This is a genomic window from Kribbella sp. CA-245084, from assembly GCF_050942355.1.
Lineage (GTDB): Bacteria > Actinomycetota > Actinomycetes > Propionibacteriales > Kribbellaceae > Kribbella.
In genome coordinates this window covers 1,027,439-1,050,861 of the sequence record NZ_CP192053.1, presented here as the reverse complement: position 1 = coordinate 1,050,861, position 23,423 = coordinate 1,027,439, and the positions used below count along the sequence as shown (strand labels likewise).

Here is a 23,423-nt window from a genome sequence, read left to right as displayed (position 1 = left end):
CGATGGAGATTGTGCTGAGTACGGCGGACATCACCACGGTGCCCGCGGATGCGATCGTGAACGCTGCTCATCACGCGTTGCGCGGCGGTGGTGGCGTCGACGGCGCGATCCATCGGGCCGGTGGTCGCGAGATCCTCGCGGAGCTGATCGAGCGGTACCCGAACGGCACACCCACAGGTACGGCGGTGTGGACGACGGCCGGCGCGCTACCGGCGTCGTACGTGATCCATGTGGTCGGGCCCAACTACCTCGCAGGGCAACGGGATCCGGCGCTGCTCGAGTCCTGCTACCGCAACGCGTTGCGGATCGCGGACGAGCTCGGCGCGAAGACGATGACGCTGCCGGCGGTCTCGGCCGGGATCTACGGGTGGCCGGCGCAGTCCGCGGCGGACATCGCTGTCGAGACGTTGCGCCGTACGCCGACAAATGTTGCCCAGGGCACCTTCTGTCTGGTGGAGCCGCGGCTGTACAAGGCGTTCCGGAACGCGACAGCGGCCGGGGAGTAGCTCCCCGGCCGCCGTCCTGAACGCTCAGCTCACTTGCTGTAGACGACAACCTTGTCGCCGACGTGGACCCGGGCGAACACCCAGGCGATCTTGTTCTTGTCGCGGACGTTGACGCAGCCGTGCGAGGCGCCGTTGTAGCCGCGGGCCTTGAAGTCCGACGAGTAGTGCACGGCCTGACCGCCGCTGAAGAACATCGCGTACGGCATCTTCGAGTGGTACAGCGAAGAGACGTGGTTCTTCGACTTGCGGTAGACCTTGAAGACGCCGCTGCGGGTCGGCGTCTTCATCGCGCCGAACCGGACGTCCATGACCTGGATCGGCTTGCCGTTCACCAGGTACACCAGCTTGCGGGTCTTCTTGTTGATGCAGAGGACCCGGCCCTTGGTGACGCATCGCCGGTCGATCTTGTACTTGGCGATGAGCTTGCTGGTGGACGAGGCGGGGGCCTTCGTCACCGCCTTCGGCGGGAGACCCGCCGGCTTCGGCGCCGTGGCCGACTTCTGCGCCGACCCCGCAACCTGGGTCGCGGCGTCAGCCGAGGTGGTCGCCGAAAGCGCCCCGACGCCCACGAACGCAACGGCCGTCAGAGTTGCGCAGACCTTACGCAGAATGCCCATGTTTCCCTTGTCCTTCCCCCAAAGAGTGCTTCCACAAGACAGACGTCGCCGCATGGCGTCTGGTTGGTAACGAATCAAAACTTCTTCCCCCACCGGCGACCGAGAATTATGTATCACACCGATGTAGTTGCGGTCGCGCGCTGTGAGCCACCGTGTCCACTTCGTGCCCTACGCGTTTCCCAGCAGCCACTTACGCCACAGGAGTTACTTGCCGATCAGCGCTTGCAGCCGGCGCAATACCTCTGGAGCGCCGAGCGCCTGGGCCGTCGCGTGCAGGTCGGGACTCCGCGTCGCACCGGTGATCGCGACGCGCACGAGCTGCGAGGCCTCGCGGATCGAACCGGCGTACGCATCCGGATCCTTCTTGTACTCCTTGGCGTTCGGCGCGAACCCGTGCTTGGCGGCGAGCTCCCGGATCTGGTTGAACCAGTCCTGCGGGTCGTCGAGGTGCTGGTAGCTATCGACAAGCTCGCGGGCGAAGGCAGTGGTGACGTCCGGCGCGACGCCGAGCGGGACCAGGCGTTCGTCGGTCGGACCGTCGACCGGGACGAACAGCTCGGTGAAGAAGAAGCCGTACGCCGAGCGGAAGTCCGACCACTTGCGCAGGTCCTTGCGCGGGTTCTCGACGCCGTCGCGCTCGACCGCCAGCGCCCGCAGCGCGAGCTCCTTCTCGTTGTCGAGCACAGGCACGAGCTCCGCGTCGTACTCCGTCGCCCACACGCGCACGGCGTCGAGGATCTGCTGGCCGCTGAGCGTCGCGATGTAGTCGGCGCTGATGTCTTCGAGCTTCACCAGGTCGACGAGCGGACCGGCAACGCCGCACTGGGCCAGATCGATCGGCGTCGTCAGCGCATCCGCCAACGGCATCTCCGCGAGCCGGCCGTTGGCCAGGCCGCGCAGGTAGTACAGGACTGCGGCAGCGGGGTACCCGGCGCCGATGTAGAAGTCGACGCCGGCCTCGGGATCCTTCCGCTTCGACAGCTTCCGCTTCCCGCCCGGGATCTGCTTCATCAGCGGCGCGACGTGTGCGTAGGTGATCGGCTCGAACTCGAGCGCCGCGAACAGCTGCTGGTGCAGCGGAACCGACGAGATCCACTCGTCGCCGCGGATCACCAGGTTCACCCGCATCAGGTGGTCGTCGACCGCGTGCGCGAAGTGGTACGTCGGAAGGCGGGGCGACTGGTCCGACGCCTTCAGGATCACCGCGTCGTTGCGATTCGCCTCGTGCTCGAGCCGGCCGCGGATCGCGTCGACGAAGCTGGTCCGCTGCCCGTCGGCGTCATCAGGCGCCCGGAAGCGCACGACGTACGGAACACCTTCGTCGAGCTTCGCCTGCACGTCGGCCGGATCGGCGTTGCGCCACAGCGCGTACTTCCCGTAGTACCCCGTCGGGACCTTCGCGGCCTGCTGGCGGGCGGTGATGTCGGCGAGCTCGTCCTTGGTCGCGAAACACAGGTACGCCTTGCCCTGCCGGAGCAGGTGCCGCACGAAGGTCAGATAGATCTGCTCACGCTGCGACTGCACGTACGGCCCGTACGAACCCTGACGCCGGTCCTCGTCGGAGCTGATGCGGAAGTAGGCGAAGGCGCGGTCGAACTGCTCGAGCGCGCCCTCGACCTCACGCGCCTGGTCGGTGTCCTCGACGCGCACCAGGTACACACCCTTGGAGTCCGTCGCGACGTCCCGATCGATCATCGCCGTGTAGATCCCGCCGATGTGCACAAACCCCGTAGGCGAAGGCCCGAATCGCGTTACCTTCGCCCCCTCGGGGAGCTCACGCGCCGGATACTGCCCCTCCCAGTACGCCGGCTCCGGAAGCTCGCTCGGGAACAGCCCGTCAACAACCGCACGATCCACCATGGCTCGGTGTCTTCCTTCTCGCTGGAGGCTAGCTCTTGTTCTTGCGGCCCAGCTTGGAGCGCTCGATCTGGGTGAGGGCGACCTTGCGCATCCGGATCGCGTCAGGCGTGACCTCGACGCACTCGTCCTCGCGGCAGAACTCCAGCGACTGCTCGAGGGACAGCTTGCGCGCCGGCACCAGCTTCTCGAACTCGTCCGCGTTCGAGCGGACGTTCGTCATCTTCTTTTCCTTGGTGATGTTGACGTCCATGTCGTCGGAGCGCGAGTTCTCGCCGACGATCATGCCCTCGTACACCTCGGTGGTCGGCTCGACGAACATCGTGCCGCGCTCCTGCAGGTTGATCATCGCGTACGACGTGGCGGCGCCGGCCCGGTCCGAGACCAGCGAGCCGGACGGGCGGGTACGCAGCTCGCCGAACCACGGCTCGTACCCCTCGAACACGTGGTGGGCGATACCCGTACCGCGGGTGTCGGTGAGGAACTCGGTCCGGAAGCCGATCAAGCCACGGGCCGGGACCAAGAACTCCATCCGGACCCAGCCGGTGCCGTGGTTGGTCATCTGCTCCATCCGGCCCTTGCGGACCGCGAGCAGCTGCGTGACGGTCCCGAGGTACTCCTCCGGGCAGTCGATCGTCAGCCGCTCGACGGGCTCGTGCCGCTTGCCGTCGATCTCGCGGGTGACCACCTGCGGCTTGCCGACGGTCAGCTCGTAGCCCTCGCGACGCATCTGCTCGACCAGGATGGCCAGCGCCAGCTCACCACGGCCCTGCACCTCCCAGGCGTCCGGACGCTCGGTCGGCAGCACCTTCAGCGAGACGTTGCCGACGAGCTCGCGGTCGAGCCGGTCCTTGACCAGTCGCGCGGTCACCTTGGTGCCCTTGGTCCGGCCGGCCAGCGGCGAGGTGTTCGTGCCGATCGTCATCGAGATGGCCGGCTCGTCCACGGTGATCAGCGGCAGCGGCTTCGGGTTGTCCGGGTCGGTCAGGGTGTCGCCGATCATGATCTCCGGGATACCCGCGATCGCGACGATGTCGCCCGGGCCGGCCGAGTCGCCCGGCACCCGCTCAAGCGCCTCGGTGACCAGCAGCTCGGTGATCTTGACCTTCTGGATCGTGCCGTCGTGGCGGTACCACGCGACCTGCGCGCCCTTCTTCAGCGTGCCCTCGTGCACCCGGACCAGCGCGAGCCGGCCGAGGAACGGCGAGGCGTCCAGGTTGGTGACGTGTGCCTGCAGCGGCGCGTCCTCGTGGTACTCCGGCGCCGGCACGTTGTTCAGGATCGTTTCGAACAGCGGCTCGAGGTCCTCGGAGTCCGGCATCCCGCCGTCGGCCGGCTGCGTCAGCGACGCACGACCGGCCCGCGCCGACGCGTAGACGACCGGGAAGTCCAGCGCGCTCTGGTCGGCGTCGTGGTCGAGCAGGTCGAGGAACAGCTCGTACGTCTCGTCGACGACCTCGGAGATCCGGGCGTCGGGACGGTCGACCTTGTTCACCACCAGGATCACCGGCATCTTGCGGGCCAGCGCCTTGCGCAGCACGAACCGGGTCTGCGGCAGCGGGCCCTCGGAGGCGTCCACCAGCAGCACGATCGCGTCCACCATCGAGAGGCCGCGCTCGACCTCACCACCGAAGTCGGCGTGGCCGGGGGTGTCGATGATGTTGATCGTCATCTGCTCGCCGTTGGCCATCTTGTGCCGGACGGCGGTGTTCTTGGCGAGGATCGTGATGCCCTTCTCACGCTCCAGGTCACCGGAGTCCATCGCCCGCTCGTCGACGTGCTGGTGGGCACCGAAAGCGCCGGACTGCCACAGCATCGCGTCGACCAGGGTGGTCTTCCCGTGGTCGACGTGGGCCACGATCGCGACATTGCGCAGGTCGTTACGGACAGGCATGAGGAAGCGCTCCAAGCAGTCAGGTGGGTTCAGGGCGGTGGCTACGGCTGGTTCACGTGCCACTCGACACAGGGCGCAGCGCCTCCATCCTACCGGTTACTGCGCGTGTCCCACGAACCGGGCAGACCTTTGACATTTGTTGACTGGACGTCCAGTCTATAGACGGCGCCTGGGGAGGGGCCGTAGTCACGGGGGGTCAGCCCCGGGGCGCCGGGCACACCGATGGGGGGTTGCCCGGCGCTTCAGGGCTCTGACCAGGAGAGGAATCCGTGCCGCGATCGGCCACCGTCAACCAGGAGATGCGCGAACGCTCCCGCGAACGCATCCTGGCGGCGGCCCTGGAGGTCTTCGCCGCGAACGGCTATGAGGCCGCCTCGATCTCCGACATCACCACCGCGGCGGGCGTCTCCCGCGGCCTGGTCTCGTACTACTTCGCCACCAAGGAACAGCTCGCCGCCGAGCTCCTGGACCGCTGGCTGGACGGCATCGCCGGCATCCTGACCATCCCGGGAACACCGGATGAACGTTTGGCCGGCATCATCGACGGCGCCCTGATGGCGGCCGCGACCACGCTGCACATCCAGCGGCTCGCGATCAGCCTGATGATGCTGCCGACCACGCACGACGTGTTCGCCCGCGTCGAGCAGGCCAAGTCCGACCGGCTCTCGCTGGTCGAGGACGCGATCCGCGACGTCTTCGCGGCCCGTGGCGCCGTCGATCCCGCCGTCGAGGAAATGTTGCTCAGAGCAACGTTAGAGGGTGTGACGGTCAAGCTCGCGATCTACCACGAGACCTTCCCACTCGAGGCGATCCGCCGCCGCCTGTACGCCGGCTACGACCTGCCCGCCCCGATCGCGCCACTCCCGATCCAGTCGCCCCCGGTCGACCGCCTACGCGCCAAGTAACCGCGCGTACGACAGACGGCGTACCTGCGAAGCCCCCGGTGGAGGATACCGGGGGCAGGAGTCACGCCGACCCACGCCTTGGTCAGCTGAACGTCGGAGCGTGGGGGCGGACTGCGCCGACGATGTTGTCGCCGCCGGTGAGGTCGAAGTGGAGGTGGTTCTCGATCGTCTCGTTGGTGATGCCGAGGCGCTGGAGGGTCGCTGCCATCACGACCTTGCGGGCGCGCGGCGTACCGTCCTCGAGCTTCAGCGCGATCCCGGTGCCGTCCGCGAGGCCGACGGCGTACACGCCCTCGGCACCCGCCTTGCAGAACAGGCCCTCGGTGGCTCGCATCAGCTCGGCCTCGTCGCGCGTACTCCCGCTGGCGTACTCCGGGTGCGCGCGGAACGCATCGGCGATCCGGCCCTCGTTGGTCTCCGGGGCCGCGCCGGCGAACAGGCCGAACGAGCGGGCCAGGCCGGACAGAGTGAGCGCGAAGATCGGCGCGCCGCAGCCGTCGACAGCGACGTACGACGCCTTCTCGCCGGCGGTGTCCTCGATCGCGGTGCGGATCTCCTTCTGCAGCGGGTGATCCGGCGACCGGTACGTCTTCAGGTCCCAGTCGTTGAGCTTGCTGGTGAGCAGCATCGCGGCGTGCTTGCCCGAGCAGTTCATCACGACCCGCTCCTTGCCGTGACCGGCCTTGACCCACGCGTCCCGGGTCTCGTCGTCCAGCGGGTACGCGACCGGCGTCAGCAGCGCGCTCTCGTCGAGACCGGCCGTCGCCAGGATCTTCCGTACGCCGTCCAGGTGGAACTGCTCACCGGAGTGCGACGCGCCTGCGAGGGCGAGCAGCTCGTCGGTGAGCGGCAGCCCGTTGCGGAGCATGCCGAGGGCCTGCATGGGCTTGTTGGACGAGCGCGGGAACATCGGCTCGTCCACGATGCCGACGGACCAGTCCACACTGCCGTCGGGACGCGTCACCACGACGGAGCCGCGGTGGTGGCCTTCGACGAAGTCGCTGCGGACGACGTCGGCCAGGATCACAGGTTCGGTCACGGCTGAACTGTACAGGTGCAAAACGCCGTGTTGCGAATGATTCCCCTCACAGCCGCGAGCGCACGTGCAGTCCGGCCTCGGGGTCGACGAGAACCTCCTGGCTCGCCTTCACCGTCGGCTGGTCGTCCGCGACCACGTCGAGCACGGCTTCGGGGTCGACGTTGCGTTTCACGACAGCCAGTGCAATCGGCCCGAGCTCGTGATGCCGAGCCGCCGACCCGATGACCCCGACCTGCTTCTCCCCCGCCAGTACGGCGTCGCCATGCTGAGGCAGGCGGTCCACCGAACCGTCCAGGTGCAACCGGACCAACCGCCGCGGCGGCCGACCGAGGTTGTGCACCCGCGCGACCGTCTCCTGCCCGCGGTAGCAGCCCTTGTTCAGATGTACGCCGACCCCGAGCCAACCGAGCTCGTTCGGAATCGCGCGCTCGTCGGTGTCCAGCCCGAACCGCGGCGCCCCGGCCTCGATCCGCAGCGCCTCGTACGCCCAGACGCCGGCGGCCGCACCCTCCAGGTTGGCCAGCTCGGCGCGCGGCAGGAACACCTCATGCCCGCCCAACGAGTCCTCACCGGTGCGGGTCAGGTGCTCGCCTTCCGCAGCACCTGGCCGCCAGATGATCGCGTAGTCGTCACTCACATCCGCGATCTCGACGCGAGACATGAACACCATCTTCTGCAGCCACTCCACCAGCGCCTCAGCGGCACCAGGCTCCGTGTGCAGCCAGAAGGTCTGACCGTCGTCCACGCCGTACATCACGTGCTCGACGTGACCAGTCGGCGAGAGCAACAGCGCCGTGGTCGACGTACCGGGCTTGAGGCCTTCGAAGAACTGTGTGGTCAGCGCATGCAGCCACGTCAGCCGGTCCGGTCCGGTGATCGTGACCACGTCGCGGTGCGAGAGGTCGACGAACGCCTCACCGGCGACCAGGGCCCGCTGTTCGCGGAGATCCGAGCCGTAGTGCGCGGCGACACCGGCGTCGAGTCCGTCGGCCTCGACCGCGGCGGGCCGGTCCAGCAGGGGGCTGCGCTTGCGTGACATGTCACCAGAGTACGTCGCTCGGCGTACGGCGAACGCCTCCCGTCGTGGGATGTGGACAGACCCCCGGCGCAGGGAGGCTGGAGGCATCAAACGACGGAGGGACAGGGCGATGAGCGACAGGCGATTCCGGTTCGGCGTGGCGGGCAGCCCGACGACCGGTGAGGAGTGGGTGAAGACGGTCCGGCAGGCGGCGGATCTCGGGTATTCGACCGTGCTGATGCCGGACGGCCTGCAGCTCCCCGCGCCGTTCTCCTCGCTGGCGATGGCGGCCGCGGTCGCGGACATCCGCGTCGGCACGTTCGTCGCGGCGGCACCGCTGCGTACGCCGCGGCAGGCTGCCTGGGAGGCGCACACGCTGACCGTGCTCACCGATGGGCGTTTCGAATTCGGCATCGGGACCGGTCGGCCGGTCGCGGAGCAGCAGACGGCCGAGATCGGTCTGCCGTGGGGAACTGCCCGGGAGCGACGGGAGCAGGTCATCGCGACCCTCGACCTACTGCGTGAGCTCGACGGCGATCGTCGTACGCCGATCATGCTCGCCGCCGCCGGGCCGAAGGCGCTGGCACTCGCGGCCTCGAGGGCGGACATCGTCTCGATCGCCAAAGACGCCACGACACCTCGCTCGGAGGTTGCAGCCGTCGCGCGGGAGTTGCGTGAGTTGGCCGGGTCGCGCGCCGACGATATCGAGCTCGCGATGAACCTGCTCGCGGCCGGCACCCGCCCGCTGCCGCCCTGGACGAAGCGCGCCTCTGGAGTGGAGCCCGACGAGCTCGAGGCGATGGATTCGCTGATGCTGCTTCGCGGTACGCCGCAGCAGATGGCCGACGAGCTCCTGCGCCGCCGCGAAGAGATCGGCGCCAGCTACATCAGCATCAACGCGGGCTACCTCGAAGACTTCGCCCCGGTGATCGAGCTGCTGGACGGGAAGTGATACGGATCCCCGGGCCATCACAATCCGCGCTCGCCGGGGCGGCGCCGCGGGGGACGGCGTCAGCCTGGCGATTGTGATGGCCTGGAGATCCGCAAGCGCAGCGCTGCCCGCCGGTCTGTGGCCCGGCGGGCAGCGCGTGGGAGGGGTGAGAAGTGGACTAGTGGTCGGACTGACGCGCCTCGACCGGCCGTGCGTCGACCTGCGGAGTCTCGGCGGCGGCCGGTAGGTCGCCCGCATGCGTGTCGCCCGCGGCGAACGCGACCTCGTCGAACGGGTCCTCGCCCGCAAACACTTGACGCGCCTGTTCCTTGTCGAACTCGCCGACCCAGTGCCCGACCAGGACCGTCGCGACCGCGTTGCCGGCGAAGTTCGTCAGCGCGCGGGCCTCGGACATGAACCGGTCGATGCCGACGATCAGGCCGACGCCGTCGAGCAACTCCGGCCGGTGCGACTGCAGACCGCCGGCCAGCGTGGCCAGGCCGGCGCCGGTGACACCGGCGGCGCCCTTCGAGGCGACGATCATGAACAGCAGCAGCGAAACCTGCTGACCGATCGAGAACGGCTGGTCCATCGCCTCCGCGATGAACAACGACGCCATCGTGAGGTAGATCGCCGTACCGTCCAGGTTGAACGAATACCCGGTCGGGACGGTGATACCGACCACCGACTTGTCGACGCCGAGGTGTTCCATCTTTCCGATCAGTCGGGGCAGGGCGGTCTCCGACGACGAGCTGGACACGATCAGCAGGAACTCACGACCGAGGTAGCGCAACAGCTGGAAGATCGACAGTCCGGTGACCAGCCTGAGAATGGTGCCTAGGACAACGATCACGAACAGCAGACAGGTGATGTAGAAGGCCAGCATGATCTTGCCGAGGCTGACCAGCGCATCCCAGCCGGTCGCACCGACGACCGCCGCGATCGCGCCGAACGCACCGACCGGCGCCACCCACATGATCATCGACAGGACCTTGAAGACCAGCCGCTGGATGTGACCGATGCCGGTCAGGATCGGCTGACCCTTCGAGCCCATCGCCTGCAGCGCGAACCCGATCAGCAGCGCGACCAGCACGGTCTGCAGCACCTGGCCCTCGGTCAGCGAGGACAGCAGCGTCTTCGGGATGATGCCGAGGATGAAGTCCGTCGTACTCGTGTGGGCGCCGGCGGCCTGGGCCTGGCCGGTCTTGCGCAGCTTGTCGGTCAGGTCGAGCCCTGCGCCCGGCTGGACGAGGTTGCCGACCACGAGGCCGATGGCGAGTGCGACCGTCGACATCACCAGGAAGTAGCCGAGCGCGAGGCCGCCGACCTTGCCGACGCTGGCGGCCTGCCGGACCGAGCCGATGCCGAGCACCAGCGTGCAGAAGATGATCGGGCTGATCAGCATCTTGATCAGGTTCACGAACCCAGTGCCGAGCGGTTTCAGCTCGACCGCGAAGTCCGGGAACAGGAACCCGACACCGATGCCGAGCAGGACGGCGACGATGACGGCGATGTAGAGGAAATGGGTCCGGTCGTTACGAACCGGAGTCGGGCGGGGTTCGGTCGGGCTCGACATTGGTGGGACTCCCTTATCGGCCTGGCGGAGGGGTAGTTGGGGCCTGGTGAGTAACTGTGACGTGACGCACAGGAGAAGTGCTCATTTCGTTCATATCGTTCGCAGTGCGGATTAGGGGCAAACTGTCCGCATGCGACACCGTGCGTGGGAGCTGCGGCGCCAGGTTCTCTGGCTGCAGACCGTCACGGTCACCGTCCTGATCGCGATGGTCTGGATCGTCATGGTCAGCCGGTCCCGCGCGCAAGCGGTGCGGGACGCGGCGGCCACCGGCCTGACCGCGCCGGGCTGGTGGGAGCTGGCCCGGCTCGACCTGCGCTCGATGCTCGGGATCGCGAGCCTGATGCTCGGGGTCGCGATCGCCGGCAACGCGCTCGTCACCTGGCGGGTACGTCGGGCGACGCGCGGCATGGGCACGCAGTCGCTGGCGCGGATGCTCGACTTCTACGAAGGCGTGCTGCACGCGGCGCGTGAAGGCTTGATCCTGCTGGACCTCGACGGACGGGTCCAGCTCGCGAACGACGAGGCGCTGCAGTTGCTCGGCCTGCTTGAGGTTGCCCCCGGCACTCCGCTGGAGGAGCTCCATCTCGGCGCTCCGCTGGCCGAGCTGCTCGGGACCGGGCGTACGGCGTACGACGAGCTCCACCTCGGCGTGCAAGGCGTTGTCGTCGTGAACCAGCAGCCGTCGGGCCGCGGGCGGATCGTCACGCTGCGGGATCACACCGAGTTGCAGCGGCTGCTCGGCGAGCTGGACGCAGTACGGAGTCTGGCGGAATCGCTGCAGGCGCAGAACCATGAGGCATCGAACCGGCTGCATACGGTGGTCAGCCTGATCGAGATCGGGCGGCCCGAGCGGGCGCGGGAGTTCGCGGTGTCGGAGCTGCAGTTCGCGCAGGCGATGACGGACCGGGTCGTCGGTACGGTCGGCGATCCCGTGCTGGCGTCGTTGCTGTTGGCAAAGTTGGCGCAGGCGCAGGAGCGTGGAGTGGTTCTCTCGCTCGACCTCGGGCAGGAGCAGCTGAACACGCGGCTCCCGGCGCAGGACGTGGTGACGGTGGTCGGAAACCTGCTGGACAACGCGATCGAGGCCGCGCGGGGCGGGCCGGCACCGCGGAAGGTGGAGTTCCGCGCGGCGGCCTTGCCCGGCGCGATCGACCTGATCGTGACGAATACCGGGGCCGAGCTGGGGTCGGTGGAGTTGGCGCACATGTTCGAGCGCGGGTGGTCGACGAAGGCCGAGCCTGGGCACGGATTGGGGCTTGTGCTGGTGCGGAGCACGGTCGAGCGGTGGCAAGGTTCTCTGATGGTTGATCCGGATTCGGAGCTGGACGAGGTACCCGCGCTGACCGTGCGGGTGCGGTTGCCGCGGGCGGTGGGCGCGAGTGCCTGACCCGCTCCGCGTCCTCGTCGTCGAGGACGACCCCGTTGCCGCAGAAGCCCATCGCACGTACGTCGATCGCCTGCCGGGCTTCGCCTGTGTGGGAATCGCCGGTACGGCGGGACGCGCACTGCAGGTGCTCGCGCGTGGCGACGTGGACGTCGTACTGCTCGACATGCACCTGCCGGACGGGCACGGGCTCGATGTGGTCCGCCGAATGCGGGCCCTAGGCAACCAAACGGATGTCGTCGCGGTGACGTCCGCTCGCGAGGTCGCCGCCGTACAGGCCGCTGCGCGGATCGGGGTCGTCCAGTACGTGCTGAAGCCGTTCGCCTTCGAGACGTTGCGGGATCGGCTGTCGGCGTACGCGCGGCAACGCCGGGCGGCTGAGGCGGGACAGGTTGTCGCGGATCAGGACGAGGTCGACCGGTTGTTGCATCCAGCAACGGTCTCGTCGGTGCCGAAGGGATTGGCCGGCTCGGTGCTGGACCGCGTCGTCCAACTCCTCGCCGACCGCGAAGGCTGGACCGCCGAGGAGATAGCCACCTCTCTGGGCACGTCCCGCATCACCGCCCGCCGCTACCTGGAACACCTGGCCGACCAAGGCCAAGCCCTCCGAACCCAACGCTACGACGGCCGCAGCGGCCGCCCCAAGGTTGAGTACTCCTGGGTCGCGGAGAGCTAACGCCGGAGAAGCGCGGCCAGGGGATCGGGCAACAGCAGATATGAACCAACCGCGGACAGCGTCGCTCGGTCGCGAACGCATACCTGAGATCCATGGCCCGCCCCCGATACCACCTCCGATACCAGCGCCGATACCAGCGCCGGCAACCGCTGGGTCTGATGTCACGACTCGGTCCGCGGACACGGATCCCGGGTTCACGAGCCTTCAGACGCCAGACGACTTCGCGCTGGTGTTCGACCTGCACGCCCCGGCGATCCATCGGTACATCGCTCGCCGGCTAGGTACCGGCGAGGCGGACGACCTCGTCGGTCAGACCTTCCTCACCGCTTTCGAGGGCCGAGACCGCTTCCGTGGGCCATCGTCCGGGGCGCTGCCGTGGCTGTACGGCATCGCGACCAATCTGATCCGCCGCCGACGACGTGACGAGGTCCGTCAGTACCGGGCGTACTCGCGCTCCGACCCGGGCACAGCGTCAGCCGGTGCGGACACCCTCTCCGCCGAGGTCGTCGATCGGGTCGACGCGGAGACGACCTCCCGCGCTTTGGCCGGTGTCCTTGCCGGCCTCCGGCAGACCGACCGGGACGTCCTCCTGCTCTACGCGTGGGAAGACCTCAGCTATCCCGAAATCGCCGCTGCCCTGAAAATCCCCGCCGGGACGGTCGCGTCCCGCCTGCACCGTGCCCGTCGAGTCCTGCGCGCCGCGCTCGGCTCCGACTTCCAGGAGAACCGCTCATGACCGAGATCGATGCGCTCAAGCGCCTGAACGACGACGTACCGCCGGCCACCCCGCTGGCGCTCGCCAAGGCCCGTCAGCGGGCGCTGACCCCGCGGTCCGCCGAACGCCGGCCCCCCGGGCGCCGCCGGATGGTGCTCGCCGGCGCACTCGCCGGAACGCTGGCCGTCGGCTTCCTCGTCAACGACGTCGTCACCAAAACCGATGGGACGGTGGCGCCCGGCGCGGTGGCCGACGCCGGCACGTTCCTGGCGACCGCCGCCGACCAGTCGACCGGTACCCCGGACGCTCCGATCCCGGCCGGCCAGTACCGGCAGGTCACCCAGCGGAGCCTGGAAGGATGGAACTTCGGTCCGCGAAACGCCTACCACGGCACTCGCCTCTCGGTCAGCGACTGGTGGGTTCCGTCCACCCAGACGCCGCCGTTCACCGCGATCTCGGTGCTCGGCGCCGAGCAAAAGTTCTCCAGCAAGGCTGCCGAGCAGCTCTGGCACAGGACCGATCCGCTGAACGTCAAGCCGCAGAAGATCAAGACCGCGGACGCCTGCGCCGTCATGACCGGCGGTGGCATTCTGATGCAGTCGAAGGGTACGACGAACAGCTGCAAGGGCAGCTGGCTGAGCCCGTCGACCTCCTTCGTCGCCGGGCTGCCCCGGGACCCGGCCGCTCTGCTCGCGGCACTGCGAAAGAACGACCACGCCTGGCCGGGTCTGGGTGATGCTCCGGCACAGGGCGACTACAGGGCCTTCGAGCGCGCCGGGAGCATCCTGGTGTCCGGGTTCGCGACGGCGGAGCAGCGAGCCACGCTGTACAAGGCACTGCGCGGCATCCACGGCATCCAGCTCCTCCCGGACACGGTCAATCTGGACGGGAAGGCCGGCCGGGCGATCGGTCTGGTGGAGCTGTGGGGTGTCCGCAAGGAGCTGATCATCGACTCGAAGACCGGCCAGTTCATCGGTCTGCGTGAGGTCGCTACGGTGACGGCACCGCTCAACGGCGACGGTGACCCTATGCCATACAAGACCGGCGACATCGTCAGCTGGACCTCGCTCGCGACACGCATCACTCCGAGCCACCCCAAGGTCTGAGGACGTGACGAGAGCAGGAGCCCAGGCCAGCGCCCTGGCCTGGGCTCCTGCTGAACCGAGGCCGGCGTAGCTCTGGACGGGGCTACGAACGTACGAGGGTGGCCCAGAGGTGGGGCTGGAGTGCTTGGCCCTCGGCGGCCATGTCGTACGCCCAGAGCAGTTCGCCGTTGACCAGGCCGTACAGGCGGTGCCCGGCGGTGACCTCTTTCGCGCTGACGGTGCGCGCGATGACGTCCGTCTGCAGCTCGATCTTGGCGCCGTCGATGTCGCCGTACCAGATCTCGGCGAAACCGGTCGGATGCGCCAGGATCACCTCGACCTTGTTGTCCGGCTGCGGCCGCCAGAACCCGGTCTCGACCGCGAGCGGTCGCTCCTTGGTGCCGTCCTCGCCGACGACGAACGTCTGGCTGACGTAGTGCAGGTACGGCTTGCCGTTGTGGCTGAAGTCGATCTGCTGCCCGAACTCGAACTTCTCGATCGTCGGGTAGTCGCCGTGCCCGCGCCCCTCCCACCGACCGAGCAGCCACGCCAGCGGCATCAGGTCCGGGTGCAGGTCCTGCGGAATCTCGAACGCCATCGAATCACTCAGCCCGCGTTGCGGCCGCGGTACAGCCGGTAGACGACAAACGCCGAGAACCAGGCCATGAACACACAGACCAGCACCAGCAACGAGGTGAAAACAACATGCAGCACGGCCCCCACTCTAGAGGATCCATCCCTCCTCACCCCGCCTCCCACGACGTGACCTCCCGCACCCGCGTTCCCCGCTGGTTCGGTTAGCGTGGCGGGATGTCCCGCACGCTGGTGATCAAACTGACCGCAGGCGCCGAGGAACCCGAACGCGCCAACCAGGCCTTCACCGTCGCCGCCACAGCCGTAGCGGCCGGCGCCACGGTCTCCCTCTGGCTGACCGGCGAGGCCGTCTGGTTCGCCGTACCCGGCCGCGCCGAGGCCTTCGACCTCCCCCACGCTGCCCCACTCGCAGACCTGCTGACCGCTGTACTCGAAGGCGGCCAACTAACCGTCTGCACCCAATGCGCCAAACGCCGCAACCTCACCCAACCCGACCTCCGCCCCGGCACCCGCCTAGCCGGCGCCCCCACCTTCACCGAAGAAATCCTCACCGACACCACCCAAGCCATCGTCTACTAATCCCAACCCAAGCCCCACCACCAAGCACCTCCCACGGCCCGCCACCAACTTGCCGTTGGAAGCCGGCGGGTGGGTCGTGGGCTGGGGGATGTTGTTCGGGGGAACGTGGCGGTCCCCCGCCGGGTGGGGATTGGCGGGGGACCGTGGGGTGGTTGGTGGTTAGCGTTCGCGGCCGTTGTCGTCTCGGCCTCGGTCGCCGCGGTTGCGGTCCTGGCCGCGTTGCTGGGCCGGGGTGCCGGGGCGTTCGCTGGTGGCTACGCCGCCGCCTTCGCGGCTGGTAGCGCCCGCCGCGGGTGCTTGGCCCTGCTGGGTGCGCGTCAGCGTGTCACGCTCGCCCGGTGGGATCTCGCTTCCCGGCTGGTTTGGGCCGCTCTTCGCTCGTTGTTCATCGAGCACCGGCTCCTCGGCGGGCGGGCGCCATTGGCTCTGGGCTTGGCTTTCCTGAGGGCCCTGGCTCTGGCCTTGCTCGTCGGAACCGAGCGAGGCGCTCTGGTCGACGCCCGACTGGGCAGCGTTGCCGACCTGCTGCGCGTTGAGCTGCTGCCCGGCCTGGTTGGGGCTTGGCTCTCCTGCCCCTTGCTCAGGTGCCTGAACCTGCTGCTCTTGCTGGGCCGCCTGCTGCGGCTCCGGAGCAGCAACCTCCGGCTCCTGCCCAGACAGCTGCTGATCCGGACCGGCCGTCCGCTGACCCTGCGTCAGATCGTCCTGCTGCTGGCCCTCGGCACCGATGGTCTGATCGCGTACGGCGCCGTCTTGGTCGACGAACTCGCCGCCCTGGTCCAGATCCGTGCCCTGCTGCTGATCCTCAGCACCGATCGTCTGATTCCGTACGGCGCCGTCCTGGTCGACGAACTCGCCGCCCTGATCCAGATCCGTGCCCTGCTGCTGGTCCTCGGCACCGATCGTCTGATTGCGTACGGCGCCGTCTTGGTCGACGAACTCGCCGCCCTGATCCAGATCCGTGCCCTGCTGCTGGTCCTCGGCACCGATCGTCTGATTGCGTACGGCGCCGTCCTGGTCGACGAACTCGCCGGTTTGGTCGAGGTCCGGGTTTTGCTGCTGGCCCTCGGCGCCGATCGTTGAGTCGCGGAGTGCGCCGTCCTCGTCGAGGAGCTGGCCGGTCTGCTGGGGGTCCGTGTCGAGGCCGGCCTGCTCGGCTGTGTCTGGGTTGAGCTGGTCCTGCTCGGCGACGTCGGTTTCGGCCTGCTGTAGGTTTTCGGCCTGGGCTGCCGGGTCCTGCTGCTGGCCGTCGGCCGCGAGGTCTTGTTGCTCCTGCTGCTGCAGGTCGGCCTGGCCCGGGTTGACCTGGTCCTGCTCGGCGACGTCGGTTTCGGCCTGTTGCAGGTTTTCGGCCTGGGCTGCCGGGTCCTGCTGCTGGCCGTCGGCTCCGAGGTCTTGTTGCTCCTGCTGCTGCAGGTCGGCCTGCTCGGCTGTGCCTGGGGTGACCTGGTCCTGCTCGGCGACGTCGGTTTCGGCCTGTTGCAGGTTTTCGGCCTGGGCTGCCGGGTCCTGCTGCTGGCCGTCGGCTCCGAGGTCTTGTTGCTCCTGCTGCTGCAGGTCGGCCTGCTCGGCTGTGCCTGGGGTGACCTGGTCCTGCTCGGCGACGTCGGTTTCGGCCTGTTGTAGGTTTTCGGCCTGGGCTGCCGGGTCCTGCTGCTGGCCGTCGGCTCCGAGGTCTTGTTGCTCCTGCTGCTGCAGGTCGGCCTGCTCGGCGACGTCGGTTTCGTTCTCGGCCTGGGCAGCTGGGTCCTGCTGCTGGAGGTCGTCGGCGTGGTCTTCGGTCGGCTCGTTGTCGAGGGCGTTGGCGGCCTCGGCGGCTCCGACGGCGGCCGGCACGGCGTCTGCGGCATCGACGCCGTCCTCGCGTTGCTGGTCGCGGCGGCGGTCCTCCTCCTGCTTGCGCTTCGCCTCGTCGTCGCGGGCCTGCTGTGCCTCGCGGTCCTCGACCGCATCGTCGACGCCGTCACCGTCGCGGTCGTTGGCGTTCTCGTTCTGCTGGTCGATCTCGTCGCGGCGCTCGGTCGCGTCGTCGATGTGATCCCGGTCGAGGTCGGTCCGGTTCTCGATGTCGTCGGGGATGCCGTCGCGGTCGCGGTCGTTGTTCAGCTGGGCGTCCTGCTGATCGAGCCGTTGCTGGGCGTCGTCCACCTCGGCCTGAAGCGCCTGTCGTTGCCCCTCCAGGCCACGGTTGCCCGCCTCGAGTTCCTCGGCCCGCCGGACGTCCGCGGCCGTGCGCTCGTAGTCGCGGGTGCGATCACGCGGATCCTGGTCCCGCGTCGCCTCGTGCTCATCGCGGTCCCAGCCTCGTCGCCTGACGCCTTCCTCGACCACCGCGCGCGTCCCTTGCCGGCGGCCCCAGTTGTCCCTGATGGCGCCGGTCATCCGTTTCCACTGGTCCCAGATCTCGCGGCCCTTGGCGAAAAGGATCTGCAGGTAATGGTCTGCGCTTTCTTCCTCAGCCATCAGGCCACCTCGCTGGCATAGACGGAGTATCCGAATCCGGCGGCACTGTCGTCCGGGCCCGGCTGGGACGCGTACAGGTGGATCTCGGCTCCCGGGCGCAGCCAGACGGCCAGGTGCCGGCGGCGGCCGCGCCACTCCGGCGGAACGCGGAGATCGGTCCCCGGCCCGACGAAGACCGGCGGTCCCCAGTACTGGCGTGCGAGCTCGAGCTGGCCGGGCCAGTGCTCGTCGAGCCCTTCCTCGGCCAGAGGCAGCTCACCGGAGGCGACGTCGTACGCCGACCAGCCGCTCCGCGGACTCTCCGGCAGCACGGCATCCGGCAACACGAGCATCACCGTCTCGCGCTGGGTCACCAGGCCCCATGTGTACCGATCGGGGTCGATGTTGCCCGGCGCCCACGGACGCCAGCCGGTGGCGGCGATAACGCGGTTCACCAGTGCACGGATCGCGTCCATGCCGGTGTCCGGCGGGCCCCAGACCGATCGCCAGTCCGCGACCTCGGCCAGATCCGCCATCGCACGCTCGTCATCCTCGGACGACCGCTCCTGCGTCTTCACTCCGCCTCACTCCTTTCGCCCCGTCCGTCAAGAGGGATCAGGCCGCCCAGAAATCACTCCAGCCACCGATCAGTTCGCTCAGAGTATGCCCCGATCGGTATCACCATCCGCCGTCCAGACGCAGACCTGTGGATAACTGTTCCGAGCGCAACTCGTGAGCGACCAGTAATACGACGTTCGCGAGCAGTAACCGGTGTACGCCGTACAGACGTCCCCGGCGGGGTTGTAGTGGAAACATGAAGCTGCCGGCGCCGCCGACCGAGAAGTCGTTCCCGTCGTCCCTGCACCACCCGAGGGTGGCGACGGTCATCGGCCGCTGGCTGGGGACCGCGGTCGTGATCTGCTTCCTGACCGGGCTGTACAGCCACTTCCAGCAGGACACCCCGAGCTGGCTGCCCATCCCGAGCCGCCCCGCCACGCTGTATCGCGTGACGCAGGGCCTGCACGTACTAAGCGGGACCATCGCCGTCCCGTTGCTGCTGGCAAAGTTGTGGACTGTCTACCCGAAGCTGTTCGCGAAGCTGCCGTGGCCGCTCAGCCGCAAGGCACTCGAGTCCATGCTCGAGCGCGCATCGATCCTGGTGCTGGTCTCGGCGATGGCGCTCGAGCTGTTCATCGGGTTCCTCAACACACTGCAGTGGTACCCGTGGCCGTTCCCGTTCCGCCAGACGCACTACGCGCTCGCCTGGATCATCGTCGGCGCACTCCTCGTGCACATCGCCGTCAAGCTCCCGCTGATCCGGGCGAACTGGCGGCGCATCGCCGAGATCGTGCCGAATTCCTTGCCCCCGGCAATCTCCGGCCTCACCCGCCGAGGCCTGCTCCGAACAGTCGCCGGCGCCGCCGCGTTGGTAGGCATCACCTCGGTCGGCCAATCGGTGCCCGCGCTCGGGCCGGTCGCCGTACTCGCGCCACGCAAGCCGAACATCGGCCCACAAGGACTCCCGGTCAACCGTACGGCGGAAGCGGCCGGAGTCACCGGCATCGACGACAACTGGCGGTTCACGGTCAAAGGACCACAAGAGCTCTCGTTCAGTCTCGACGAGCTGCAGCAGCTTCCGCAGAGTCGGTCGGCGTTGCCGATCGCGTGTGTGGAGGGATGGAGCCAGGGCGGGCGCTGGGAAGGCGTACGGATCCGCGACCTGCTCGAGCTGTGTGGCGCGCCGGCGCACTCGCGCGTGCGGGTGGTGTCGATGGAGAAGGGCGGGTTCTACGCGACGAGTGAGCTGCCGGAACAGTTCGCAGATGATCCGCTGACGCTGCTGGCACTCCGGCTCAACGGTGCGGAGCTAGCGCTGGACCACGGATTCCCTGCACGGATCATCGCGCCGAACCGCCCCGGCGTACTCCAAACCAAATGGGTCCATCGGCTGGAGGTCATCGCATGAAGATCCGGATGGGATTGGCCGGCGTCGGCGTGCTGGTAGGCCTCTGGGGCGTTTGGAAGTTGGCCACCACCGTTGACCTGCACGGGTTGGTGCGGTTGCCGCTCTGGCTAGGTGGCGCAGTCCTGGCCGACGACTTCTTCTTGGTGCCGTTGACAGTCACCGCCGGATGGCTGGTGACACGGTGGGCGAGCAGGCCGGACGGGCATCGGACCGTAGGCACCATCCGGACGACGTTCTTGTACGTCGGCATCACCAGCCTGATCGCGGTGCCGTTGCTGCTGCGTCAGGGCAAGGGCCCCAACCCGACGGTCCTCCCCCGCGACTACCTCCGCGACTGGTTATTGCTGGAGGCAACGATCATCGCACTGGGAATCGTCGGCTACTTCATCGCTTCACGTTCAGCAGGGAACGCGCTTCGTCCGGCGACATCGGCGGTCGTTGCGCGAGCGTGGCGAGGGTTGCGGCGCGTTCGACGAGCTCCGCGTTGTGAGTGACCGGCTGCCCTTTCGCCAGCGTCAGCGTGTCCTCCATACCGACGCGGAGATTGCCACCCTTCGACAGAGCGGCCAGCGCGACGGTGAGCGCCGTACGGCCGATGCCCGTGGCGGACCAGGACGTGACAGCGTCTGGCAAGGCGTTGACGGCCGCGACGAGTGCGTCCGCCGTACCGGGCATGCCACCGGGGACGCCCATGACCAGGTCGCAGTGCACGCGTCCGCCGTACGGTAGGCCGTACTTGCCGAGGAGCCGGTGCAGCGCGGCGACATGGCCGAGGTCGAACAGCTCGAACTCGGGCACGATCTCGCGCTCCTGGGTGAGCTGGTAGAGCTGGGTGACGAACGGCCACGGGTTCATGAACACGTCGTCGCCGAAGTTGACCGTGCCCATGGTCAGCGAGCAGGAGTCGGGTCCGGCGTCGAGCACGCGCAGCCTGTGATCGTACGGATCGGTGACCGCGCCGCCGGTGGAGAGCTGCACGATCAGCGCGGTGTTCTCCCGGACCGCAGCGACGGTATCGGTCAGCCGGCCGAGGTCGAGGGTCGGCTTGTGCTCCCCGTCGCGGATATGGATATGGATCATCGCCGCTCCCGCGGCCTCGCACCGCTTCGCGGTCTCGACCAGCTCGTCGAGCGTGGTCGGCAACGCCGGGCAGTCCGCCTTCGCGGTCTCGGCACCGGTGGGAGCAACAGTGATCAGAGTCGACGCCATGGACGAATCCTGCCAGATCGGTCATGAAAGCGGATATTTGCCGGTCCCGAGGTCCGATCACCGGACGATCTCCGGCAGGAGAGGATGGACCCATGAGAGCCGTAGTACAAAGAGTCAGCCGGGCGTCGGTCACCGTGGACGGCGAGGTGGTCGGAGCCATCGACGAGCCCGGACTGCTCGTCCTGCTGGGCGTCACCCACGACGACACCGCCGAGAAAGCGGCCGCGCTGGCCGCCAAGATCTGGACCCTCCGGATCCTCCACGGCGAACGCTCCGCCGCCGACGGGCACGCCCCGATCCTCGCGATCAGCCAGTTCACGCTGTACGCCGATACGCGCAAGGGCCGCCGCCCGTCCTGGAACAACGCCGCCCCGGGCCCGGTGTCGGAACCGCTCTACAACAACTTCTGCGAGTCCCTGGAATCCCTCGGCGCCAAGGTGGAACGCGGCCGCTTCGGCGCCCACATGGACGTCACCCTCACCAACGACGGCCCGGTCACTCTCATCCTGGACGCATAAAAGAACCGGCCCCCGGATCCGTGCGGGATCCGGGGGCCGGTGTGCTCTGGGTCGGTGAGGTTCGACTCAGATGGCGTCTGCCGACATCAGCTGACGACGCCCGCGGCCGAGTGGCCGACGACAACCTTGGTGTTCAGGCTGTAGACGTCGATCACCAGCGCGTTCACCGAGATGTACCGCTTCTGCCGCATGACCTGGTTGAAGGTCAGCCGCGCCACCCCGGGGATGTTCAGCGTCTTGTTCTCGCCGGTCGGAACCGCGTAGGACTTGCCGCCGACCCGGATCGACGCGATGGTCGACGACGAGCTCACGCCGGCCTTGTTGTCCTTGGTCTTCCACGCGGAGGCGGAGGACTCGATGGCGCCGATGGACAGGCTGCCCACCTTCACGCCCGCGACGTGCGAGGTGAAGTTGATGTAGGACTTGTTCGCACCGATGGCGCCGTTCTTGGTGGTGTAGACACCGCCGACGTAGGCGACCTTCGGGATGTTCAGCTCGCCGACCGCGACCCGGACCGTCTTGCCCTCAGTGCCCTGGCAGGTGGTCTGAAGGGACGTCGCGTCGGAGACGACCAGCTTGTCGGCCGTGGCCTTGGTGCCGTAGGCGTCACCGATGACCAGTGCGGTCGCCGGCTTCGAGATCTCCGCGCGGGTCTTCAGCACCGCGACGTCGACGCCCTGCGGGATGTACTGGTTCTTCACCGTCGCGTGCAGCACAACGGCCTGCGCGTAGGAGTAGATACCGGAAGCGGTCTTCACGCCGCCGACCCGGTTCAGCACGATGTAACCGAGACCCGGAACCGCGATCTTGGTGTTCCACTTCGGCTTGAGCAGCGACGGCACCGAGATCGCGCCGATCTTCACGCCCGCGAACGTGGTGTTGCCGGTGTACGACAGCTGGCCCTTGTAGTACCTGGCCGTCGTCGTGGTGTTCACGCCGGTCAGCGTGAGCAGGTTGCCGACGCGGATGTCGGCGGCCGTCGCGGTGCTGGTGACGCCCGTCCCGCCCTTGTTGTCGAAGGCATGCGTTTCGGTCTTCACCGAGCGTGCGATCGCCTGGTTGTTCACGTTCGCCGTGGACAGGTCGTTCTTGTCGTGCTTGGTGGCGTCAGTGGTGCAACCAAACTTGCTGATGACCTGCGGACCGCTGTTCGCCAGGCCGGATTCGACGTCGGTGCCGTACGAGTAACCGCTGTATCCGAAAACCGGCGAGGCGGACGCCGAACCCGAGGTCAGCGCGATCGTAGAAGCTACGCCGACAACCGCCGCAACTCCGACGGCAGCGAGCTTCTTGTATCCGATGCGGGGTCGCATTGACCCCTCCTCCCTGAGTGATGACGTGACCCGAAGCGCGGGTCAGGACACAGACACAACTCAGCCGGTTGCGGTAGGTGACGAGCCGACCGCGCTCTGAGACCCAACCGTTACATTGCTGCTCGCCCCACGAGATTTCCCCCGCCGACCCGTAACTCCACTGCGATGACCCCAAATCCCTGCCGGGTAAGCGATCCCGGGCATGCCGAAGGGCCCGGACGCGCAAGGTCCGGGCCCTTCGTGCTTACTTCAGGGTGGGCCACCGATGGGTGGTGGTGGCACCTTGTGTAACGACCGAGTGCTCAGACGGTGACGGCCACTTCCGCGACCTCGCCGTACTGCGCGACCACCTGGCGGTCGACCGGGTCGGCCTTCGGGGCCAGCGTCCGCAGCGTCCAGCTGCCGGGCGCCGCGAAGAACCGGAAGTGCCCGGTGGCCGACGTCGGCACCTCGGCGGTGAACTCACCGGTGGAGTCCAGCAGCCGCACGTAGGCGCCGCCGACCGGCTCGTCGCCGCGCAGCACCTGGCCCTGGATCACGGCTTCCTTGTCGACGTCGACACCCTTGAGGTCGAGGCCGCCCTTCGTTGCTCCGCACAT

Annotated in this window: 23 protein-coding genes; 11 read left to right on the top strand and 12 right to left on the bottom strand. The window is 68.1% G+C overall.

Features of this window, described 5'->3' with window-relative positions:
- The first annotated feature begins 2 nt into the window (after positions 1 to 2).
- A complete protein-coding gene (locus tag ACQPYH_RS05305) occupies positions 3 to 506 on the top strand; it encodes a macro domain-containing protein (RefSeq protein ID WP_432887396.1) in 504 nt (167 codons plus the stop codon).
- A gap of 29 nt (positions 507 to 535) precedes the next feature.
- Here the strand turns inward: ACQPYH_RS05305 and ACQPYH_RS05300 are convergent, their stop codons facing one another.
- The 3 genes from ACQPYH_RS05300 to typA form a co-directional block, all read right to left on the bottom strand.
- A complete protein-coding gene (locus tag ACQPYH_RS05300) occupies positions 536 to 1,123 on the bottom strand; it encodes a L,D-transpeptidase (RefSeq protein WP_432887393.1) in 588 nt (195 codons plus the stop codon).
- Positions 1,124 to 1,327: 204 nt separating this feature from the next.
- Complete coding sequence (locus ACQPYH_RS05295; RefSeq protein ID WP_432887390.1) at positions 1,328 to 2,983, bottom strand: glutamate--tRNA ligase; 1,656 nt, start codon at positions 2,981 to 2,983, stop codon at positions 1,328 to 1,330.
- Positions 2,984 to 3,011: 28 nt separating this feature from the next.
- A complete protein-coding gene (gene typA / locus ACQPYH_RS05290) occupies positions 3,012 to 4,874 on the bottom strand; it encodes a translational GTPase TypA (RefSeq protein WP_432887388.1) in 1,863 nt (620 codons plus the stop codon).
- 269 nt (positions 4,875 to 5,143) lie between these two features.
- Between typA and ACQPYH_RS05285 the strand changes: the two genes are divergently transcribed.
- Positions 5,144 to 5,779, top strand: a complete 636-nt coding sequence (locus ACQPYH_RS05285) for a TetR/AcrR family transcriptional regulator (protein WP_432887385.1) — start codon at positions 5,144 to 5,146, stop codon at positions 5,777 to 5,779.
- 82 nt (positions 5,780 to 5,861) lie between these two features.
- On the opposite strand, the gene ACQPYH_RS05280 is transcribed toward ACQPYH_RS05285, so the two are convergent.
- Both ACQPYH_RS05280 and ACQPYH_RS05275 read right to left on the bottom strand, forming a co-directional pair.
- The gene (locus ACQPYH_RS05280; protein WP_432887382.1) at positions 5,862 to 6,818 is read right to left on the bottom strand and encodes an asparaginase; all 957 of its coding nucleotides are present in this window, start codon (positions 6,816 to 6,818) and stop codon (positions 5,862 to 5,864) included.
- A gap of 46 nt (positions 6,819 to 6,864) precedes the next feature.
- On the bottom strand, positions 6,865 to 7,857 hold the full coding sequence (locus ACQPYH_RS05275; protein ID WP_432887379.1) for a YgfZ/GcvT domain-containing protein: 993 nt from the start codon (positions 7,855 to 7,857) through the stop codon (positions 6,865 to 6,867).
- A 109-nt stretch (positions 7,858 to 7,966) separates the two neighbouring features.
- On the opposite strand from ACQPYH_RS05275, the gene ACQPYH_RS05270 reads away from it, so the two are divergent.
- A complete protein-coding gene (locus tag ACQPYH_RS05270) occupies positions 7,967 to 8,788 on the top strand; it encodes an LLM class flavin-dependent oxidoreductase (protein WP_432887376.1) in 822 nt (273 codons plus the stop codon).
- 157 nt (positions 8,789 to 8,945) lie between these two features.
- Here ACQPYH_RS05270 and ACQPYH_RS05265 read toward each other — a convergent pair whose 3' ends face one another.
- Complete coding sequence (locus tag ACQPYH_RS05265) at positions 8,946 to 10,343, bottom strand: cation:dicarboxylate symporter family transporter (protein WP_432887373.1); 1,398 nt, start codon at positions 10,341 to 10,343, stop codon at positions 8,946 to 8,948.
- A gap of 130 nt (positions 10,344 to 10,473) precedes the next feature.
- On the opposite strand from ACQPYH_RS05265, the gene ACQPYH_RS05260 reads away from it, so the two are divergent.
- The 4 genes from ACQPYH_RS05260 (at position 10,474) to ACQPYH_RS05245 (ending at position 14,224) form a co-directional block, all read left to right on the top strand.
- The gene (locus ACQPYH_RS05260) at positions 10,474 to 11,730 is read left to right on the top strand and encodes a sensor histidine kinase (RefSeq protein WP_432887371.1); all 1,257 of its coding nucleotides are present in this window, start codon (positions 10,474 to 10,476) and stop codon (positions 11,728 to 11,730) included.
- Positions 11,723 to 12,403: a response regulator gene (locus tag ACQPYH_RS05255; protein ID WP_432887368.1), complete on the top strand. Its 681-nt coding sequence runs from the start codon at positions 11,723 to 11,725 to the stop codon at positions 12,401 to 12,403. Before ACQPYH_RS05260 ends, ACQPYH_RS05255 begins: the two co-directional genes overlap by 8 nt.
- A gap of 229 nt (positions 12,404 to 12,632) precedes the next feature.
- A complete protein-coding gene (locus ACQPYH_RS05250; RefSeq protein ID WP_432887365.1) occupies positions 12,633 to 13,139 on the top strand; it encodes an RNA polymerase sigma factor in 507 nt (168 codons plus the stop codon).
- Complete coding sequence (locus ACQPYH_RS05245; protein ID WP_432887362.1) at positions 13,136 to 14,224, top strand: CU044_5270 family protein; 1,089 nt, start codon at positions 13,136 to 13,138, stop codon at positions 14,222 to 14,224. The genes ACQPYH_RS05250 and ACQPYH_RS05245 overlap by 4 nt, the downstream gene beginning before the upstream one ends.
- Before the next feature lie 82 nt (positions 14,225 to 14,306).
- On the opposite strand, the gene ACQPYH_RS05240 is transcribed toward ACQPYH_RS05245, so the two are convergent.
- A complete protein-coding gene (locus ACQPYH_RS05240; protein WP_432887359.1) occupies positions 14,307 to 14,801 on the bottom strand; it encodes an FABP family protein in 495 nt (164 codons plus the stop codon).
- Positions 14,802 to 15,013: 212 nt separating this feature from the next.
- Between ACQPYH_RS05240 and ACQPYH_RS05235 the strand changes: the two genes are divergently transcribed.
- Complete coding sequence (locus ACQPYH_RS05235) at positions 15,014 to 15,376, top strand: DsrE family protein (protein WP_432887357.1); 363 nt, start codon at positions 15,014 to 15,016, stop codon at positions 15,374 to 15,376.
- Positions 15,377 to 15,535: 159 nt separating this feature from the next.
- Here the strand turns inward: ACQPYH_RS05235 and ACQPYH_RS05230 are convergent, their stop codons facing one another.
- Together ACQPYH_RS05230 and ACQPYH_RS05225 are read right to left on the bottom strand one after the other, a co-directional pair.
- On the bottom strand, positions 15,536 to 17,839 hold the full coding sequence (locus ACQPYH_RS05230; RefSeq protein ID WP_432887354.1) for a hypothetical protein: 2,304 nt from the start codon (positions 17,837 to 17,839) through the stop codon (positions 15,536 to 15,538).
- On the bottom strand, positions 17,839 to 18,396 hold the full coding sequence (locus ACQPYH_RS05225) for a hypothetical protein (RefSeq protein WP_432887351.1): 558 nt from the start codon (positions 18,394 to 18,396) through the stop codon (positions 17,839 to 17,841). Before ACQPYH_RS05225 ends, ACQPYH_RS05230 begins: the two co-directional genes overlap by 1 nt.
- A gap of 236 nt (positions 18,397 to 18,632) precedes the next feature.
- Here ACQPYH_RS05225 and ACQPYH_RS05220 point away from each other — a divergent pair, with 236 nt between their 5' ends.
- The gene (locus ACQPYH_RS05220; protein ID WP_432887348.1) at positions 18,633 to 19,784 is read left to right on the top strand and encodes a molybdopterin-dependent oxidoreductase; all 1,152 of its coding nucleotides are present in this window, start codon (positions 18,633 to 18,635) and stop codon (positions 19,782 to 19,784) included.
- Positions 19,781 to 20,278 (top strand): hypothetical protein, encoded by a 498-nt coding sequence (locus tag ACQPYH_RS05215; RefSeq protein ID WP_432887346.1) that lies wholly within the window; start codon positions 19,781 to 19,783, stop codon positions 20,276 to 20,278. The genes ACQPYH_RS05220 and ACQPYH_RS05215 overlap by 4 nt, the downstream gene beginning before the upstream one ends.
- Here ACQPYH_RS05215 and ACQPYH_RS05210 read toward each other — a convergent pair.
- Complete coding sequence (locus tag ACQPYH_RS05210; RefSeq protein WP_432887343.1) at positions 20,169 to 20,993, bottom strand: 3-keto-5-aminohexanoate cleavage protein; 825 nt, start codon at positions 20,991 to 20,993, stop codon at positions 20,169 to 20,171. The genes ACQPYH_RS05215 and ACQPYH_RS05210 overlap by 110 nt on opposite strands.
- A 92-nt stretch (positions 20,994 to 21,085) precedes the next feature.
- Here ACQPYH_RS05210 and dtd point away from each other — a divergent pair, with 92 nt between their 5' ends.
- Complete coding sequence (gene dtd / locus ACQPYH_RS05205) at positions 21,086 to 21,511, top strand: D-aminoacyl-tRNA deacylase (protein WP_432887340.1); 426 nt, start codon at positions 21,086 to 21,088, stop codon at positions 21,509 to 21,511.
- 86 nt (positions 21,512 to 21,597) lie between these two features.
- On the opposite strand, the gene ACQPYH_RS05200 is transcribed toward dtd, so the two are convergent.
- The gene (locus tag ACQPYH_RS05200; protein ID WP_432887337.1) at positions 21,598 to 22,824 is read right to left on the bottom strand and encodes a choice-of-anchor P family protein; all 1,227 of its coding nucleotides are present in this window, start codon (positions 22,822 to 22,824) and stop codon (positions 21,598 to 21,600) included.
- A 302-nt stretch (positions 22,825 to 23,126) separates the two neighbouring features.
- Positions 23,127 to 23,423, bottom strand: coding sequence for a DUF1416 domain-containing protein (locus ACQPYH_RS05195; RefSeq protein WP_130446290.1), 297 nt, complete (start codon positions 23,421 to 23,423; stop codon positions 23,127 to 23,129).

Bases quoted from the DNA above. Each gene is read 5' to 3' on its own strand.
- ACQPYH_RS05305 (WP_432887396.1), top strand. From the start codon at position 3: ATGGAGATTGTGCTGAGTACGGCGGACATCACCACGGTGCCCGCGGAT.
- ACQPYH_RS05300 (WP_432887393.1), bottom strand. From the start codon at position 1,123: ATGGGCATTCTGCGTAAGGTCTGCGCAACTCTGACGGCCGTTGCGTTC.
- ACQPYH_RS05295 (WP_432887390.1), bottom strand. From the start codon at position 2,983: ATGGTGGATCGTGCGGTTGTTGACGGGCTGTTCCCGAGCGAGCTTCCG.
- typA (WP_432887388.1), bottom strand. From the start codon at position 4,874: ATGCCTGTCCGTAACGACCTGCGCAATGTCGCGATCGTGGCCCACGTC.
- ACQPYH_RS05275 (WP_432887379.1), bottom strand. From the start codon at position 7,857: ATGTCACGCAAGCGCAGCCCCCTGCTGGACCGGCCCGCCGCGGTCGAG.
- ACQPYH_RS05270 (WP_432887376.1), top strand. From the start codon at position 7,967: ATGAGCGACAGGCGATTCCGGTTCGGCGTGGCGGGCAGCCCGACGACC.
- ACQPYH_RS05265 (WP_432887373.1), bottom strand. From the start codon at position 10,343: ATGTCGAGCCCGACCGAACCCCGCCCGACTCCGGTTCGTAACGACCGG.
- ACQPYH_RS05260 (WP_432887371.1), top strand. From the start codon at position 10,474: ATGCGACACCGTGCGTGGGAGCTGCGGCGCCAGGTTCTCTGGCTGCAG.
- ACQPYH_RS05245 (WP_432887362.1), top strand. From the start codon at position 13,136: ATGACCGAGATCGATGCGCTCAAGCGCCTGAACGACGACGTACCGCCG.
- ACQPYH_RS05240 (WP_432887359.1), bottom strand. From the start codon at position 14,801: ATGGCGTTCGAGATTCCGCAGGACCTGCACCCGGACCTGATGCCGCTG.
- ACQPYH_RS05235 (WP_432887357.1), top strand. From the start codon at position 15,014: ATGTCCCGCACGCTGGTGATCAAACTGACCGCAGGCGCCGAGGAACCC.
- ACQPYH_RS05230 (WP_432887354.1), bottom strand. From the start codon at position 17,839: ATGGCTGAGGAAGAAAGCGCAGACCATTACCTGCAGATCCTTTTCGCC.
- ACQPYH_RS05220 (WP_432887348.1), top strand. From the start codon at position 18,633: ATGAAGCTGCCGGCGCCGCCGACCGAGAAGTCGTTCCCGTCGTCCCTG.
- ACQPYH_RS05215 (WP_432887346.1), top strand. From the start codon at position 19,781: ATGAAGATCCGGATGGGATTGGCCGGCGTCGGCGTGCTGGTAGGCCTC.
- ACQPYH_RS05210 (WP_432887343.1), bottom strand. From the start codon at position 20,993: ATGGCGTCGACTCTGATCACTGTTGCTCCCACCGGTGCCGAGACCGCG.
- dtd (WP_432887340.1), top strand. From the start codon at position 21,086: ATGAGAGCCGTAGTACAAAGAGTCAGCCGGGCGTCGGTCACCGTGGAC.
- ACQPYH_RS05200 (WP_432887337.1), bottom strand. From the start codon at position 22,824: ATGCGACCCCGCATCGGATACAAGAAGCTCGCTGCCGTCGGAGTTGCG.
- ACQPYH_RS05195 (WP_130446290.1), bottom strand. From the start codon at position 23,423: ATGTGCGGAGCAACGAAGGGCGGCCTCGACCTCAAGGGTGTCGACGTC.